The 12,702-nt window shown below is 73.3% G+C and carries 17 protein-coding genes, 1 pseudogene and 1 riboswitch; of the genes and pseudogenes, 5 read left to right on the top strand and 13 right to left on the bottom strand.

The features are described 5' to 3' along the window. Window positions 1-32 precede the first annotated feature (32 nt). Both ACL02O_RS03475 and def read left to right on the top strand, forming a co-directional pair. Window positions 33-572, top strand: coding sequence for a MarR family winged helix-turn-helix transcriptional regulator (locus tag ACL02O_RS03475; RefSeq protein ID WP_412816463.1), 540 nt, complete (start codon window positions 33-35; stop codon window positions 570-572). A 10-nt stretch (window positions 573-582) separates the two neighbouring features. Continuing rightward, a complete protein-coding gene (def, locus tag ACL02O_RS03470) occupies window positions 583-1,092 on the top strand; it encodes a peptide deformylase (RefSeq protein ID WP_412816462.1) in 510 nt (169 codons plus the stop codon). A gap of 60 nt (window positions 1,093-1,152) precedes the next feature. On the opposite strand, the gene ACL02O_RS03465 is transcribed toward def, so the two are convergent. Together ACL02O_RS03465 and ACL02O_RS03460 are read right to left on the bottom strand one after the other, a co-directional pair. Next, complete coding sequence (locus tag ACL02O_RS03465; RefSeq protein WP_412816461.1) at window positions 1,153-1,923, bottom strand: GNAT family N-acetyltransferase; 771 nt, start codon at window positions 1,921-1,923, stop codon at window positions 1,153-1,155. A 24-nt stretch (window positions 1,924-1,947) separates the two neighbouring features. Further along, window positions 1,948-2,310: a winged helix-turn-helix transcriptional regulator gene (locus ACL02O_RS03460; protein ID WP_412816460.1), complete on the bottom strand. Its 363-nt coding sequence runs from the start codon at window positions 2,308-2,310 to the stop codon at window positions 1,948-1,950. A 95-nt stretch (window positions 2,311-2,405) separates the two neighbouring features. Here ACL02O_RS03460 and ACL02O_RS03455 point away from each other — a divergent pair, with 95 nt between their 5' ends. Continuing rightward, window positions 2,406-3,005 (top strand): malonic semialdehyde reductase, encoded by a 600-nt coding sequence (locus ACL02O_RS03455; protein WP_412816459.1) that lies wholly within the window; start codon window positions 2,406-2,408, stop codon window positions 3,003-3,005. Window positions 3,006-3,014: 9 nt separating this feature from the next. Here ACL02O_RS03455 and ACL02O_RS03450 read toward each other — a convergent pair whose 3' ends face one another. Then, entirely contained in the window at window positions 3,015-3,788 is a 774-nt protein-coding gene (locus ACL02O_RS03450) for a sulfite exporter TauE/SafE family protein (protein ID WP_412816458.1), read from the bottom strand. Between the two features lie 186 nt (window positions 3,789-3,974). Here ACL02O_RS03450 and ACL02O_RS03445 point away from each other — a divergent pair, with 186 nt between their 5' ends. Further along, window positions 3,975-4,754, top strand: coding sequence for an endonuclease/exonuclease/phosphatase family protein (locus ACL02O_RS03445; protein ID WP_412816457.1), 780 nt, complete (start codon window positions 3,975-3,977; stop codon window positions 4,752-4,754). Between the two features lie 127 nt (window positions 4,755-4,881). Here ACL02O_RS03445 and ACL02O_RS03440 read toward each other — a convergent pair whose 3' ends face one another. Continuing rightward, on the bottom strand, window positions 4,882-5,424 hold the full coding sequence (locus ACL02O_RS03440; RefSeq protein ID WP_412816456.1) for a MarR family winged helix-turn-helix transcriptional regulator: 543 nt from the start codon (window positions 5,422-5,424) through the stop codon (window positions 4,882-4,884). A 112-nt stretch (window positions 5,425-5,536) separates the two neighbouring features. Here ACL02O_RS03440 and ACL02O_RS03435 point away from each other — a divergent pair, with 112 nt between their 5' ends. Beyond that, window positions 5,537-6,451: an EamA family transporter gene (locus ACL02O_RS03435; RefSeq protein ID WP_412816455.1), complete on the top strand. Its 915-nt coding sequence runs from the start codon at window positions 5,537-5,539 to the stop codon at window positions 6,449-6,451. 126 nt (window positions 6,452-6,577) lie between these two features. On the opposite strand, the gene ACL02O_RS03430 is transcribed toward ACL02O_RS03435, so the two are convergent. From ACL02O_RS03430 to ACL02O_RS03390, 9 genes and pseudogenes are all read right to left on the bottom strand, one after another. Next, the gene (locus ACL02O_RS03430; protein WP_412816454.1) at window positions 6,578-7,018 is read right to left on the bottom strand and encodes a tyrosine-type recombinase/integrase; all 441 of its coding nucleotides are present in this window, start codon (window positions 7,016-7,018) and stop codon (window positions 6,578-6,580) included. A gap of 185 nt (window positions 7,019-7,203) precedes the next feature. Next, a complete protein-coding gene (locus ACL02O_RS03425) occupies window positions 7,204-8,037 on the bottom strand; it encodes an SDR family NAD(P)-dependent oxidoreductase (protein ID WP_412816453.1) in 834 nt (277 codons plus the stop codon). A 49-nt stretch (window positions 8,038-8,086) separates the two neighbouring features. Continuing rightward, a pseudogene (locus ACL02O_RS03420) lies at window positions 8,087-8,418 on the bottom strand (YnfA family protein). Further along, a complete protein-coding gene (locus ACL02O_RS03415; RefSeq protein WP_412816452.1) occupies window positions 8,415-8,720 on the bottom strand; it encodes a hypothetical protein in 306 nt (101 codons plus the stop codon). Before ACL02O_RS03415 ends, ACL02O_RS03420 begins: the two are co-directional and overlap by 4 nt. Then, window positions 8,707-9,162 (bottom strand): MerR family transcriptional regulator, encoded by a 456-nt coding sequence (locus ACL02O_RS03410; protein WP_412816451.1) that lies wholly within the window; start codon window positions 9,160-9,162, stop codon window positions 8,707-8,709. Before ACL02O_RS03410 ends, ACL02O_RS03415 begins: the two co-directional genes overlap by 14 nt. After that, complete coding sequence (locus ACL02O_RS03405; RefSeq protein ID WP_412816450.1) at window positions 9,159-9,509, bottom strand: hypothetical protein; 351 nt, start codon at window positions 9,507-9,509, stop codon at window positions 9,159-9,161. The genes ACL02O_RS03410 and ACL02O_RS03405 overlap by 4 nt, the downstream gene beginning before the upstream one ends. Before the next feature lie 368 nt (window positions 9,510-9,877). Further along, a complete protein-coding gene (locus tag ACL02O_RS03400) occupies window positions 9,878-10,756 on the bottom strand; it encodes a bifunctional 5,10-methylenetetrahydrofolate dehydrogenase/5,10-methenyltetrahydrofolate cyclohydrolase (protein ID WP_412816449.1) in 879 nt (292 codons plus the stop codon). Between the two features lie 13 nt (window positions 10,757-10,769). Further along, a riboswitch (ZMP/ZTP riboswitch) is annotated at window positions 10,770-10,853 on the bottom strand. After that, window positions 10,845-11,876, bottom strand: a complete 1,032-nt coding sequence (locus tag ACL02O_RS03395; protein WP_412816448.1) for a hypothetical protein — start codon at window positions 11,874-11,876, stop codon at window positions 10,845-10,847. Its footprint overlaps the riboswitch before it by 9 nt. 95 nt (window positions 11,877-11,971) lie before the next feature. Beyond that, entirely contained in the window at window positions 11,972-12,700 is a 729-nt protein-coding gene (locus ACL02O_RS03390) for an SAM-dependent methyltransferase (protein WP_412816447.1), read from the bottom strand. Between the last annotated feature and the right edge of the window lie 2 nt (window positions 12,701-12,702).

The following is a 12,702-nucleotide window of genomic DNA, read 5'->3' as shown; positions in this document are numbered from 1 at the left end:
CCAGACACAACAGTGCTGTTACATTAGCGGATGTGACCGCCCCCGACCGCGAGGCACTCGGCACCCTGCTGCGCCACGTCCTCGAACTGCTCGACGGCGATGTCGCCGCCGTCTACGCCGACCTCGACCTGGCCGACTACCGGCCCCGCTACTCGCCGCTGGTGCGGGCGCTGCTCGCCGACGGGCCGGCGGCCATCCGCGACCTCGCCGCCCGGGTCGGCGTCACCCACTCGGCGGCCAGCCAGACCGTCGCCCAGATGAACCGCGCCGGCCTGGTCACCCTCAGTCCCGGCGCGGACGCCCGGCAACGCATCGTCGCCCTGACCGACCGCGCCCACGCGCTGCGGCCGGTCATCGAGGCCGAGTGGGCGGCCACCACCACCGCCATGCGCAACCTCGACGCGGAGCTGCCCGTGCCGCTGGCCGACGAACTGTACGCGGTGCTGGCCGCACTGCGCCGCCGCCCGCTACGCGACCGGATCGCCGACACCGGCCTGGCCCCGGGGCGGGCGACGGGGGCCCGGGCCGGCCGACCGGCGGGTGCGCCCACCGGTGAGGTAACGGACGGATAGCCTTCCGGACATGACTATGCGCCCGATCCGGATCATCGGCGACCCCGTGCTGCGCACCCCCTCCGAGCCGGTCACCAGCTTCGACGCCGAGCTGCGCGCGCTCGTGCAGGACCTGATGGACACGCTATTCGGCGCGCCCGGCCGCGCCGGGGTCGCCGCGCCCCAGATCGGGGTGAACGCGCAGGCGTTCGTCTACGACGCCGACGGCCATCGCGGCCACCTGATCAACCCGACGCTGGAGCTGTCCGAGGAGCTCCAGGACGACGAGGAGGGCTGCCTGTCCATCCCCGGGCTGTACTTCCCGACCCCGCGGGCGATGCGGGCCACCGCGCACGGCTTCGACCAGCACGGCGAGCCGCTGACCATCTCGGGCCGGGGCTTCCTGGCCCGGGCTCTGCAGCACGAGACCGACCACCTCCGGGGCCGTCTCTACGTCGACACGCTGCGCGGGGAGACCCGCCGCCGGGCGCTGCGGGAGGTCCGCGCGGGACGGTTCCACTCGCCCAGCCGGGGCCTGTGACCCGGCGCGGGGGCGACCGGCCGCCCCCGCGTCAGGACGGGGTGTCCCGCCGGTGACAGGTCATCGGCGGTGCAGCCCGCACTCGGTGAACTCGGCGACCCGGGTGAAGCCGAGCCGCTCGTAGAGGCCTACGGCGGCGGTGTTGTCGGCCCGGACGTTGAGGGTCACGTGGTCGACGGTGTCCCGCAGGCGGGCGCAGAGCGCGGCCACCGCGGCGCCGGCCAGACCCCGGCCGCGGAACCTCGGATGGGTGGTGACGTTGCCCAGGGCGGCCACCCGCCAGGTGGGCGACCAGACGTGCACCCCGGCCACGGCCACCAGGTCGCCGTCCGCGCGGATCCCCACGTACTGGCCGGTGTCCAGCATCCGCGGGTCGAACCAGTTCCCGGGGTAGGCGGCCGCGTAGAGGTCGTGCAGCGCGGGCAGGTCGGTGCGGTCGAGCACCTGCCCGGCGGGCGTGGTCCGGGCCAGCCGGGCCGGGTCGGTCAGCGCCATCCGGTGGTGCGGCGCGGCGTCGGTCAGCTCGTACCAGCGGGCCACGGTGGCGTCCAGGCCGGGGGAGAGGTGCGCCCACAGCCGGGGCGGCAGCACCGGGGCCGCCTCGGCCAGCAGCGCGGCCAGCTCGCCGGTGCGCTCCGGTGACGTGAACGCCAGCAGGGTCGGCAGTTCGACGCCGTGGTAGAGCAGGGCCACCTGGTCGCCGCGGCGGTACCAGGAGGTGTACGGCCAGAAGAAGTCGTCCAGGTCACCGAGCTGATACGCGTGCAGCACCGGGTCCCGCCCGAGCAGCTCGGCCAGGACGGTTCGGTCGTGTTCGGCGCGTATGGGCATCCGGTGATGATCACACGGCGGCGGTCAGCAGCCGCCGGCGCGTCCCGGCTGGGCGGGAAGGTTCTCGTGCGCCCAGCGGGCGAGCGCATCCAGGGCCGGCAGCAGGGCGGCGCCGCGCTCGGTGAGTTCGTAGCTCACACCGACCGGCGGGCCCTCCCGGACGGTGCGGGAGACCAGGCCGACCCGGCACAGCTCGCCGAGCCGGTCGGACAGCACCGACTCGCTGATCCCGGGCAGCGCCCGGCCCAGCTCGGCGAAGCCGGCCGGCCCGGAGGCCAGGGTGCCCAGCAGCACCCCGTTCCAGCGCTTGCCGAGGAAGGCGAAGGCGCGGGCCAGCCCTTGATCGCACATGCGGGGCGTGCCGCCCACCTCCGGCCTGACTGTCACCTGTCCAGGATACGCGCTACCCTCAACCCGGAAGGCACTACTAAAAAGCTAGCCCCTACCGACACCGGAGGGGCAACGATAGAGCGAGGACTCCGATGAGTGACCTGATCACCCTGCACCCCGAGGCGCAGGCCCAGCTGTTCACCGACGCCCGCACCGCGAACACCTTCACCGACGAGCCGGTCCGCGACGAGCAGCTGCGCGCCATCTTCGAGCTGGCCAAGTACCCGCCGACGGCCGCCAACACGCAGCCGCTGCGCGTGCTGTTCGTCCGCCAGGGCCAGGCCCGCGAGCAGCTGCTGACCCACATGAGCGAGGGAAACCGGGCCAAGACCGCGAGCGCGCCGGTCGTCGCCGTGCTCGCCGTCGACACCGACTTCCACGAGTTCATCCCGCGGGTCTTCCCGATCCGCCCGGAGATGCGCGACGGCCTCGCCGCCGACGCCGTGGCCCGGGAGCGGATGGCCCGGTTCAACGCGACCCTGCAGATCGGCTACTGGCTGTTCGCCGTCCGCGCCGCCGGCCTGGCCGCCGGCCCGATGGCCGGCTTCGACGCCGACGGCCTCGACAAGGAGTTCTTCGCCGACAGCAGCTGGCGGTCCCTGCTCGTGGTCAACATCGGCAAGCCCGGCCCGGATGCCTGGTTCCCCCGGCTGCCCCGCCTGGACTACGACGACGTCGTCCGGCACGCCTGACCCGAGCGGTCAGCTCGCCGTCCACTGGTCGTAGCCCAGCTTGGCGACCAGGGCCACCACCACGACCAGCAGCACCACCCGCACGAAGCCGGAGCCGCGCCGCAGCGCCATCCGCGCGCCCAGCGCGGCTCCGGCGACGTTGCACACCGCCATCCCCGCGCCCAGCAGCCACCACACGTGCCCGGTCAGCGCGAACACCACCAGTGCGCCCAGGTTCGTGCCCGCGTTGACGACCTTTGCCATCGCCGAGGCGTGCACGAAGTCCGCCCCCACCAGCGCGGTGAACGCCAACACCAGGAACGTGCCGGTGCCCGGGCCGATCAACCCGTCGTACAGGGCGATGCCCAGCCCGGCCACCGTCACCGCCGCGGCCACCCGCGCCGGCGTGCGCCGGTGCGGCTGCGCCACCACCCCCAGCCGCGGCCGGGTCAGCACGAACAGCGCCACCGACAGCAGCACCACCAGCACCACCGGCCGGTACGCGCCGGCCGGCACCGCCCCCGCCAGCGCCGCGCCCAGCCCGGCGCTCAGTACCGCCAGGCCCGCCGCCGGGCCGGACAGGGCCCAGTCCAGCTTGGTCCGTCGCGCGTAGGTCACCGCCGCCGTGGACGTACCGAAGATCGCGGCCAGTTTGTTCGTGCCCAACGCGGTGGCCACCGGCACCCCCGGCGCGGCCACCAGCAGCGCCGGCAACAGCAACAGCCCGCCGCCACCGACCACGGCGTCCACCCAGCCCGCCATGGTGGCCGCGGTCAACAGGGTGGTCAGCGAGACAGGATCCACGGGCGGCCATTCTTCCCACCACCGCCGCCCCGGCGAGACCGGCTGTGGCCAGGCTCACCAGGGCTCAACGCCCCCGACGCCGCCGCAACCACAGCCCTGCCGACGCCACCGCCACGAAAACCAGCATCGAACAGACCAACGCCTTGAGCACCCGGCAAGCCTGCCACGGAGACGTAGGGTGTGCAGGTGCGCCTGGCCACCTTCAATCTGTTGCACGGCCGCTCCCTCACCGACGGGCTGGTCGACCCCGACCGGCTCGGCGCCGCCGTCGCCGAGCTCGACGCCGACGTCCTGGCCCTGCAGGAGGTCGACCGGGACCAGTCCCGCAGCGGCAACCTCGACCTCACCGCCATCGCCGCCCGCGCCCTCGACGCCCCCGAGCACCGCTTCGCCGCCGCCGTGGTCGGCACCCCCGGTGAACAGTTCCGCCCGCTCACCCACGACGACGACGGGCACGGCGAGCCCCTCTACGGCGTCGGCCTGGTCAGCCGCCACCCCGTCCGCTCCTGGCAGGTCACCCGGCTGCGTCCCGCCCCGGTGCGCTCCCCGATCTACGTGCCCGGCCCCGGCGGGGGACTGGTGCTGCTGCGCGACGAACCCCGCGTCGTGCTCGCCGCCGTCCTGGACACCCCGCACGGGCCGCTGACCGTCGCCGCCACCCACCTGTCCTTCGTGCCCGGCTGGAACATCCGGCAACTGCGCCGGGTGGTGCGGGCCCTGCGCACGCTGCCCGCGCCACGGATCCTGCTCGGCGACCTGAACCTGCCCGCCGGCCCGGCCGGGCTGGTGTCCCGTTGGCGGCCCCTGGGTCGCCGCCCCACCTACCCGGCCGGGCAGCCCCGCGTCCAGCTCGACCACATCCTCGCCGACCGGCAGGGCCTCGACCGGCTGCCCCCCGTCACCGCCGTCGACACCCCGCTGTCGGTGATCTCCGACCACCGGCCGCTGGTCGTCGACCTCGGCTGAGCCGCCCCTCTCCGTCACCGGGGCAGGGACCGGGCGCCCGGCCTGCCGGGACGTCGGGGGCCGGCGCCGAAGCCGTCACCGCTGCCGGGATTCGGGCGGATCAGGTGGCTGCCGACGGTGGCGGGAGTCACCCGCCGTACGTGGACGGCGCGGCCGCACCGGCGGGCGGGGGCCGGTGCCGGCTGTCGCCGAGCGACTCCAGGAGCGCCCGCAGGGTGTCGGCGAGGCCGGCCCGTGCCGCGGGCGACAGAGCGGCCAGCAGCCGATGCTCCGTCGCGACGTGCTCGGGCAGCACGCGGTCGATCAGCGCGAGCCCGTCCGCGGTGAGGGTGACGTGCACCGCGCGCCGGTCGGCGGCGCTGCGGGTGCGGGCGACGAGCCCGCGCTGCTCGAGCCGTTCCAGCCGCTGGGTGACGGCGCCCGAGGTCACCATGGCGTCGCGCATCAGCTCGCCGGGTGTGCGCCGGTACGGCTCTCCGCTGCGCCGCAGCGTGGCCAGCACGTCGAAGGAGGCGGCATCGAGTCCGTGGGCGGCGAAGGTGCGGTTGAGTTCGCCGTTCACGACCCGGACGAGCCGGGAGATCCGCCCGATCACCGCCATCGGCGACACGTCCAGGTCCGCGCGTTGCGCGGCCCACTGCTCCAGTACGTGATCCACGTGATCGGCCACAGCAGCAGCGTAGCCGGGGTGCCCCTGCGGGCCCTCGGGGCACGGGTTCCCAGATCTCTTAGCGGTAAGGTACTTTGTCTTAGTGCTAAGCAATCGAGGTGGCGTCATCCTGATGACCGCCGCGGTGCCCTCCGTGTGGGGCTCCACCTACCTGGTGACCACCGAACTCCTCCCGCCCGGGCGACCCCTGCTGGCGGCGACGGTCCGCGCCCTGCCCGCCGGGCTGGCCCTGATCGCGATCACACGACGCCTGCCCAGGGGCGACTGGTGGTGGCGAGCGACCGTACTCGGCGCGCTGAACATCGGGGCGTTCTTCGCCCTGCTCTTCGTCGCGGCCTACCGGCTGCCCGGAGGCGTCGCCGCCACCGTCGGCGCGGTCCAGCCCCTCATCGTCGCCGGCTTCGCGGCCCTGCTGCTCGCGCAGCGGCTCACCCTACGCGTCGGGCTCTGCGCCCTCGCCGGCTTCGCCGGCGTCAGCCTGCTCGTCCTGCGCGCCGACGCGCAGGTCGACACCATCGGCCTGACCGCCGCCCTCGGCGGCGCGATCAGCATGGCGCTCGGCGTCGTCCTGAGCAAACGCTGGATCCCGCCCGCACCGGTGCTGGCCAGCACCGGTTGGCAACTCGTCACCGGCGGCCTGCTGCTGCTGCCGGTGACCCTGCTGGTCGAAGGAGCACCTCCCACGCACCTGACCCCGCGGAACACCCTCGGCTACGCCTATCTCGCCGTCGTGGGCTCGGCCATCGCGTACACGCTCTGGTTCCGGGGAATCCGCCTGCTTGCCCCCATCGAGGTCACCTTCCTCGGCCTGCTCAGCCCACTGGTGGCCACGGCACTCGGCTGGCTGATCCTCGACCAGCGCCTGACGCCGGCGCAGATCGCCGGCGCGGCGATCGTGCTCGCCTCGGTCATCATCGTGCAGATCAGGAGATCACGCCCGCACAGCGGCGCCACGCCCACGCCGGTCGCCGACGGCCCACCAGAACCCGAGCCCGACCATCGGCAGGTACCGGCGGGAATGACCTGACGACCACCGCGCCCGCCGACCACCGCACAGCGCACCGACGAGACGCCGCCTCGCCCGGTTCCGCACCGAGGGGGCCCGGTAGCAAACGGAGAAATCCAACCCGTGATCTTGCGGCAGGCTGCTGTGTCAGCGGTCGACGGGTAGGTGTTTGAGGGCGTCGCATCGGTCGGCGGTGGTGGGCGGGGTGTAGCGGCGGATCTGGTCGAGGGAGGTGTGGCCGAGCATGTCGGCGACCACCACCAAGTCGGTGCCGACGCGGACGAGTCGGGTGGCGAAGGTGTGGCGTAGGACCTGGGCGGTGGCGTGGTCGTCGAGGCCGGCGGTGTCGATGATGGCGGTGAACATCGCGCTGGCGCCGCGGGCGAGAGCCATGCCGCCGCGATGGTTGAGAAACACCGCGGCGGTCGGTGAGCGGGTCGCCGTCGACGTCGGTGTCGGCAAGCCAGGCGGAGCAGGTGCGCGGTCTCGGGCTGCCGCGGCGCCATCGCCGTTGGTAGCTGCGGACCTTGAAGGCGTAGGTGCGGCGCGTCTCGGCCGACAGCGGCGCGCGGGCGAGTTGGGCGGCACACCCGGTGTGGGTCGCCTCCAGCCGGACCGGCAGGACAACCGGGGCGCGTCCCCGGCGCCGCGGCCCAGAGATCGGCTTCGGGTTCTCGGAAGTCGTTTCGGGGGCTGCCGACCCCGCTGCGCCGCGTTCTCGGACACTCCGGCAGTTTACTTCTGAGAATGGGGGTTCTCGGAAATTGAGTAGCCTATCGGGTGGTTTGGCGATCGTGCAGGCCGAAGCTTCGGCGTAGCAGGTAATCGAACAGCCGTTGGGGGACGAGGAGTTTGAGGTACGGAAGCCATCGTCCGTCTCGGCCTGCCCCGTACCGGTAGCGCGGGGTGCGGGTGTTGGCAATGGCGAGAATGCGGGTGGCGACTGCGCGGGGGTCGGCGCCGTTGCGCAGGCTGTTGTGCAGGGTGGCGCGGGCAGCCTGGCGTGCCTGGTCGTAGTCGGCGATGGTGCCGGCGCTGGCGGAGGCAGCGTCGAGCACGTTGGTGGTGAAGGCACCGGGTTCGATGAGGGAGACAGCGACGCCCAGCGGCCAGACCTCATGTCGGAGTGCCTCGGTGTAGCGGGCAAGGCCGGCTTTGGAGGCGGCGTAGAACGCTTCCCCGGGCTCGCCGACCCAGGCGGCCAACGAGCCGACAGTGATGATGCGGCCGTGGCGGTGGGCGCGCATGCCGGGTAGTACCGCGTTGATGACGCGGGCGGCGCCGAGCAGGTTGGTGTCCAGGATGGCTTCGGCTTCGGCGATGGTGGTTTCTTCGGCGAAGCCTTCGTGCATGACTCCGGCGTTGTTGATCAGTACGTCGATGCAGTCGGCGTCAGACAGCACCTGGTCGACGCAGTGCTGGACGGACGAGGCGGACCGCACGTCCATGGTCAGCATGCGTACGCCGTGTTGGTCGGGGCGCTGCTGTCGGCTGGTTCCGAACACGCGGAACCCGGATTCGGCGAACAGTCGGGCGGTGGCCTGGCCGATGCCCGACGAGGCGCCGGTGACCAGGACAGTGCGGCTGGATGGGGATGTAGGCGTCATCGTGGCAGTGTCTCGCGACGGCGGCGACCGGTCTTCGGTGGCCGCCGGTTCAGCCGAGGTGCGGGTACACGATGACGGCCACGCCGAGCAGGCAAATGGCGGCGCCGATCAGGTCGTAGCGGTCGGGCCGGAACTTGTCGACGATGATCCCCAGGCCAGGGAGCCGGCGACGAAGATGCCGCCGTAGGCGGCGAGGATCCGGCCCAAGTGCGGATCAGGTTCAAAGGTGGCGACGAACCCGCAGGCGCCCAGAGCGAGGACGCCGCCGGCGATCCACAGGATGCCGCGGTGTTCGCGCCAGCCCTGCCAGACCAGCCACGCGCCTCCGATCTCGCTGAGGGCGGCGACGAGGAACAGGACCAGGGATCGGGCGATGGTCACGGCCTGGATGCTACGGCGGGCCGTTCGGGTTGCCGGTCGGGCGGGGTGTCGCAGGAACAGTCGCCGCCGGCGCAGCCGATGTGGTCACGCCGCCGGCGGCGGGCCATCCACCACCAGGTGACAGCGGCTGCCGCGACCAGCCCGACGGCGAGGGCGGGCAGGGCACGCCCAAGCATGATCCAGCCGGCGCCGCCGATGATCCCGGCGGCCAGCAGGGCGGGTATGGCGCAGCAGGCCAGGCACGCAAACCCGGCCAGGCCACCAAGCCCCGCCGGGACGGTCCTCCGGTCAGGGACACGCACAGCCAGCCTCCGAATCGGCACCGGGATCGATGTCGGTGAACGGCAAGGGGCAGCCCGGGGTGTCGGCGCAGGCGGCCAGGTCATCACAGCCGGCCGCGACCGCGTGGGCCAGAGTGTCCCGGATCGTCGACAGGTCGGCGATCTTGGCCTCCACCTCGGCCAGCTTGGCCCGCGCCCGATCCTGCAATCCGGCCGCGGGCCGCAGGCTACGCCGGGCGCCGACCGCCTCCAGCAGGTCGGCGATCTCGTCGAGGGTGAACCCGAGCCGCTGTGCGGTCTTGATCACCCGCAGCAGCCGGACCGTGTCTGGCGGGTACCGCCGGTGCCCGCCGAGACTGCGCGGCGGCGTGGTGAGCAAGCCCCGGCGTTCGTAGTAGCGCAGCGTCTGCTGGTTCACCCCGGCCGCGGTGGCCACCTGCCCGGAGCTCAGCGCCCCGCTCACCGTGCTGCCCCGGCCGCGGCGCGTTCGGCGAGCGCGTCCAGCACTCCGGTGTGCCCGTCATCGACACTCACCTCAAGCGTCAGCCGGCCACCGGCCGCGGGCAGCGCGAAGGTGAAAAACGAGCAGCAGCCGGTCTCGCGTACTGCCAGGCTGGCTGCCCGCACCGCGACCTGCGTATCGCAGACCAGTTCGACAGCCAGCCGTGACGAATCCCGCCGTTCGATTTGGCGCGTCGCGGCGGCAAACAGCTCGTCGAACTCCGCGACCCGCAGCGGCTGCCCGGCGGTGGGCAAATTGCAGGCCGGCGGCGCCCAACTCAGCCCGCCAGCCGAAAATTCCTCGCTCACGTCCCCACGCTAAACCCGTACCCGGCTACCGGATGCAAGTCGCGGGTGCGAGGCTGCATCCGGTACCCGGGTACAGCCCTACCGTCACCGCATGGTCGACAATCAGCACCACACAACACCGCGCAGACAGCTCGAAGCGCATCAATCGTCGCAAGCAGCCATATCTGGGCGTGTTGGGCTGGTGTCCGCTGCCTCATGGCGCAGGCGGCCGGCCCCCGGCGCGCCTGGCCCACGCGCCGGTCCACCTCACCACCAGCCACATCGACGGGGGCGGCAACAACCCGCCGCCCACCTGGCAGGCCCTCGCGGCAACGCCTTCGGACCGGCTATCCACCTGGTCGGGCCGCCCGTCATCACACCGGACCGGCTCAGCCCAGCCCGGCCGCCCGCTGCGCCGCCCGCACCGCGTTGCGGAACAGCATCGCCACCGTCGTCGGGCCGACCCCACCGACCCGCGGCGTGATCGCCCCCGCCACCTGCGCACAAGACTCGTCCACGTCCGGCAGCAGCCGCCGCCCCTCGTAGCGCACCCCGCCACCGACCACCACGGCGCCCGGGCGCACGTGCTCCGGCTGCACGATCCCCGGCACCCCCGCCGCCGCCACCAGGATCTCCGCCCGCCGCGTGTAGCGCGGCCAATCCGCCACCCCGGTGTGCACCACCGTCACCGCCGCGTTCGCCGTCGGCCGCTTCTGCGCCAGCAACATCGCCAACGGCCGGCCCAGCGTGGCACCCCGGCCAAGGATCACCACCTCCCGACCCGCCACCGGAACCCCGTGGAACGCCAGCAGCGCCTCGATCCCCGCCGGAGTGCAGGGCAACGGCCCCGGCAGGCCCAACGCCAGCCGGCCCATGTTCACCGGATGCATCCCGTCGACGTCCTTGTCCGGATCCAGCACGGCCAGGGCCCGGTCGTAGTCCAGATGGCCGGGAATCGGGTGCTGCACCAGCACCCCGTGCACACCCTTGTCGGAGTTGAAGTCCTCCAACACCACGTGCAGATCCACCTGCGACGCCGACGCCGGCAGGTGCACATGCGGCGAGTCGAAACCCAACTCCGCCGCCTGCCGCTGCTTGATCCGGATGTACCCGGCGCTGGCGTCGTCGTCACCCACCAGCACCGTCGCCAACGCCGGCGTCACCCCCGCCGCGCGCAGCGCCGTCACACCCTCGGCGACCTCCGCCAGCACCTGCTGCGCCACCGGCCCACCCGGCAACAGCCGAGCCGTCGTACCCGAAGAAGACATGCCACACCTCGCTCGCGGAGGCCCAGGCGGTCGACCCCCGCGACGAAGCTCCCCGATGGTTGCTGCCATCCCCGTGCCGCCAGTCGCGTCACCCCCAGCCTGCCACAGCACGCCGCGCCACCGCATCCGCCACCGCCTGCCACGCCGGCAGCGACCCCAGCAGGCCGTCCGCCCGCCGCCGCCGGTCCACCGCCGACCCCACCCCCAGATCCGCCACCGCCGCCTCGAACGCCGGCCGCAACACCCGCTCCCGCCCCGGGGCGTCCGCCGCCAGGATCGCGTGACACCGCGCGTACGTGACCACGATCCAGAACATCGCCTCCCGGTGCGCCCCCACCCCGATCAGCTCCGCGCCGCCGTCCACCACCACCGGCCGCCCCGCCGCCGTGACATCCGCACTGAACGGGAACCGGGTACGCGCCACCCGCGCCGCCTCGTCGAAGGTCACCGCCAACCCGGCCAGGTGCCCCCGCACCCGCCCCGGACCCACCCCGCCACCGTCCAGCGTCGCCAGCAGTTCCGGGTACCGGTCGGCGAGGCCGTGCCCGGCCAGCACCTCCCGCGCCCGCACGTACCGCCGCCGCACCGTCGGATCCCGCAACCCCGCCACCACCGGCAGCAACGCCAGCACCGACGTCGGGAACACCCACGCCAGCACCTGATCGTGCAGCGGCGCCGTGTCATCCAGCCACCGCAGCCCCGCCTCGATCCGCCCGCGCACCCCCGCGCACCGCCGCCGCACCCACACCGGATCCGCGTACCCGGCCGACACCCGCTCCCGGATCGCCGCCAGCCGACCCGCCGAATCCACGATCACCGTGTCCGTACGGAAGAACGGCGCGAACACCCACGACCCCAGCACGTCCTCCGGCCCGCCCAACTCGTCCCAGCCGACTGTGCTGACCTCCACCAGCACCCCCCGGTGGCGGAACTTGCCCAGCTTCGGACCCGGCCCGTCCCGCACCAGCAGCACATCCACGTCCGACGACGCCGCCAGCACCGCATCGTCCGGCAACCCCACCGTCGACCCGCTGAAGAACGCACCCTGGACGCCAGGATCGCGGCGCGCCCGCTCGCGTACCCAGTCCACCGCCGCCGCCCGCGCCGCACCCACCCGCATCCAACCGATGCTGCCACCGACCTCAGCGAGCAGCCGCAATCACCGCACCCGGCCCGCGCCCCACCGACGACGCTCCGCAGCCGCGACCGGCGAGATCAGCGACCGAGCACCAGGTACGCCATACCCAGCACCCCGCGATACGCGCCGACGTACTCCCGCAACCGCACGTCGAGCTCCCCGCGGACCTCCGCCGCACGGGAATCCTCCGGATGCTCCAGCAGCCACTCCTGCCGCCCCGCCCGCCAGGTCGACTCGAAGTCGTCCCACTCCCGCAGGTCGGCCGTGCTCAGATGCAGGACCCGCCAGCCCGCCACCCGCACCTGCTCGACCAACTCCGCCAGCGGCAGCACCGCATCCCCGAAGATCCGCACCGCGGCACCGCCCGGCGCGGCCTCCCAGCACGCGTCGCCGAACAACAGCCGACCACCGGGCCGGACCACCCCGGCGAGCGCATCCAGGGCACCCACCGTGCCACCGAAGGCATGTGCCGCGCCCACACACAGCACCCGATCGGCCGGCTCCCGCCAGGCCGCCGCCTCCTCCCGCACGAACCTGACCCGATCGCCCAACGACCGGCTCGCCGCCAACGCCCGCCCCCGCACCAGGGCGGCCTCATCGGTGTCGACACCGACACCCGCCGCCCCGGCCCCGCCGGCGACCGCCCGGAGCAGCAGTTCACCCCACCCGCAACCGAGGTCGAGCACCCGCACGCCGGAACGCACCTCGAGCCGCTGCAACAGCAGCGCCGCATGCTCCTCCGACAAGGGGGTGTTCCAGCGCATCCGCGCATGACGCAACGTGGCGAACTCTTCGGCCGACAGCATCC

This window comes from Micromonospora mangrovicola, assembly GCF_047200535.1.
GTDB lineage: Bacteria > Actinomycetota > Actinomycetes > Mycobacteriales > Micromonosporaceae > Micromonospora.
This window is presented reverse-complemented; position numbering and strand designations above follow the sequence as displayed.

Excerpts from the sequence above, each read along its gene's own strand:
- ACL02O_RS03435 (WP_412816455.1), top strand. The coding sequence starts at position 5,537 with ATGACCGCCGCGGTGCCCTCCGTGTGGGGCTCCACCTACCTGGTGACC.
- ACL02O_RS03395 (WP_412816448.1), bottom strand. The coding sequence starts at position 11,876 with ATGCGGGTGGGTGCGGCGCGGGCGGCGGCGGTGGACTGGGTACGCGAG.
- ACL02O_RS03400 (WP_412816449.1), bottom strand. The coding sequence starts at position 10,756 with ATGTCTTCTTCGGGTACGACGGCTCGGCTGTTGCCGGGTGGGCCGGTG.
- ACL02O_RS03455 (WP_412816459.1), top strand. The coding sequence starts at position 2,406 with ATGAGTGACCTGATCACCCTGCACCCCGAGGCGCAGGCCCAGCTGTTC.
- ACL02O_RS03465 (WP_412816461.1), bottom strand. The coding sequence starts at position 1,923 with ATGCCCATACGCGCCGAACACGACCGAACCGTCCTGGCCGAGCTGCTC.
- ACL02O_RS03390 (WP_412816447.1), bottom strand. The coding sequence starts at position 12,700 with ATGCTGTCGGCCGAAGAGTTCGCCACGTTGCGTCATGCGCGGATGCGC.
- ACL02O_RS03425 (WP_412816453.1), bottom strand. The coding sequence starts at position 8,037 with ATGACGCCTACATCCCCATCCAGCCGCACTGTCCTGGTCACCGGCGCC.
- def (WP_412816462.1), top strand. The coding sequence starts at position 583 with ATGACTATGCGCCCGATCCGGATCATCGGCGACCCCGTGCTGCGCACC.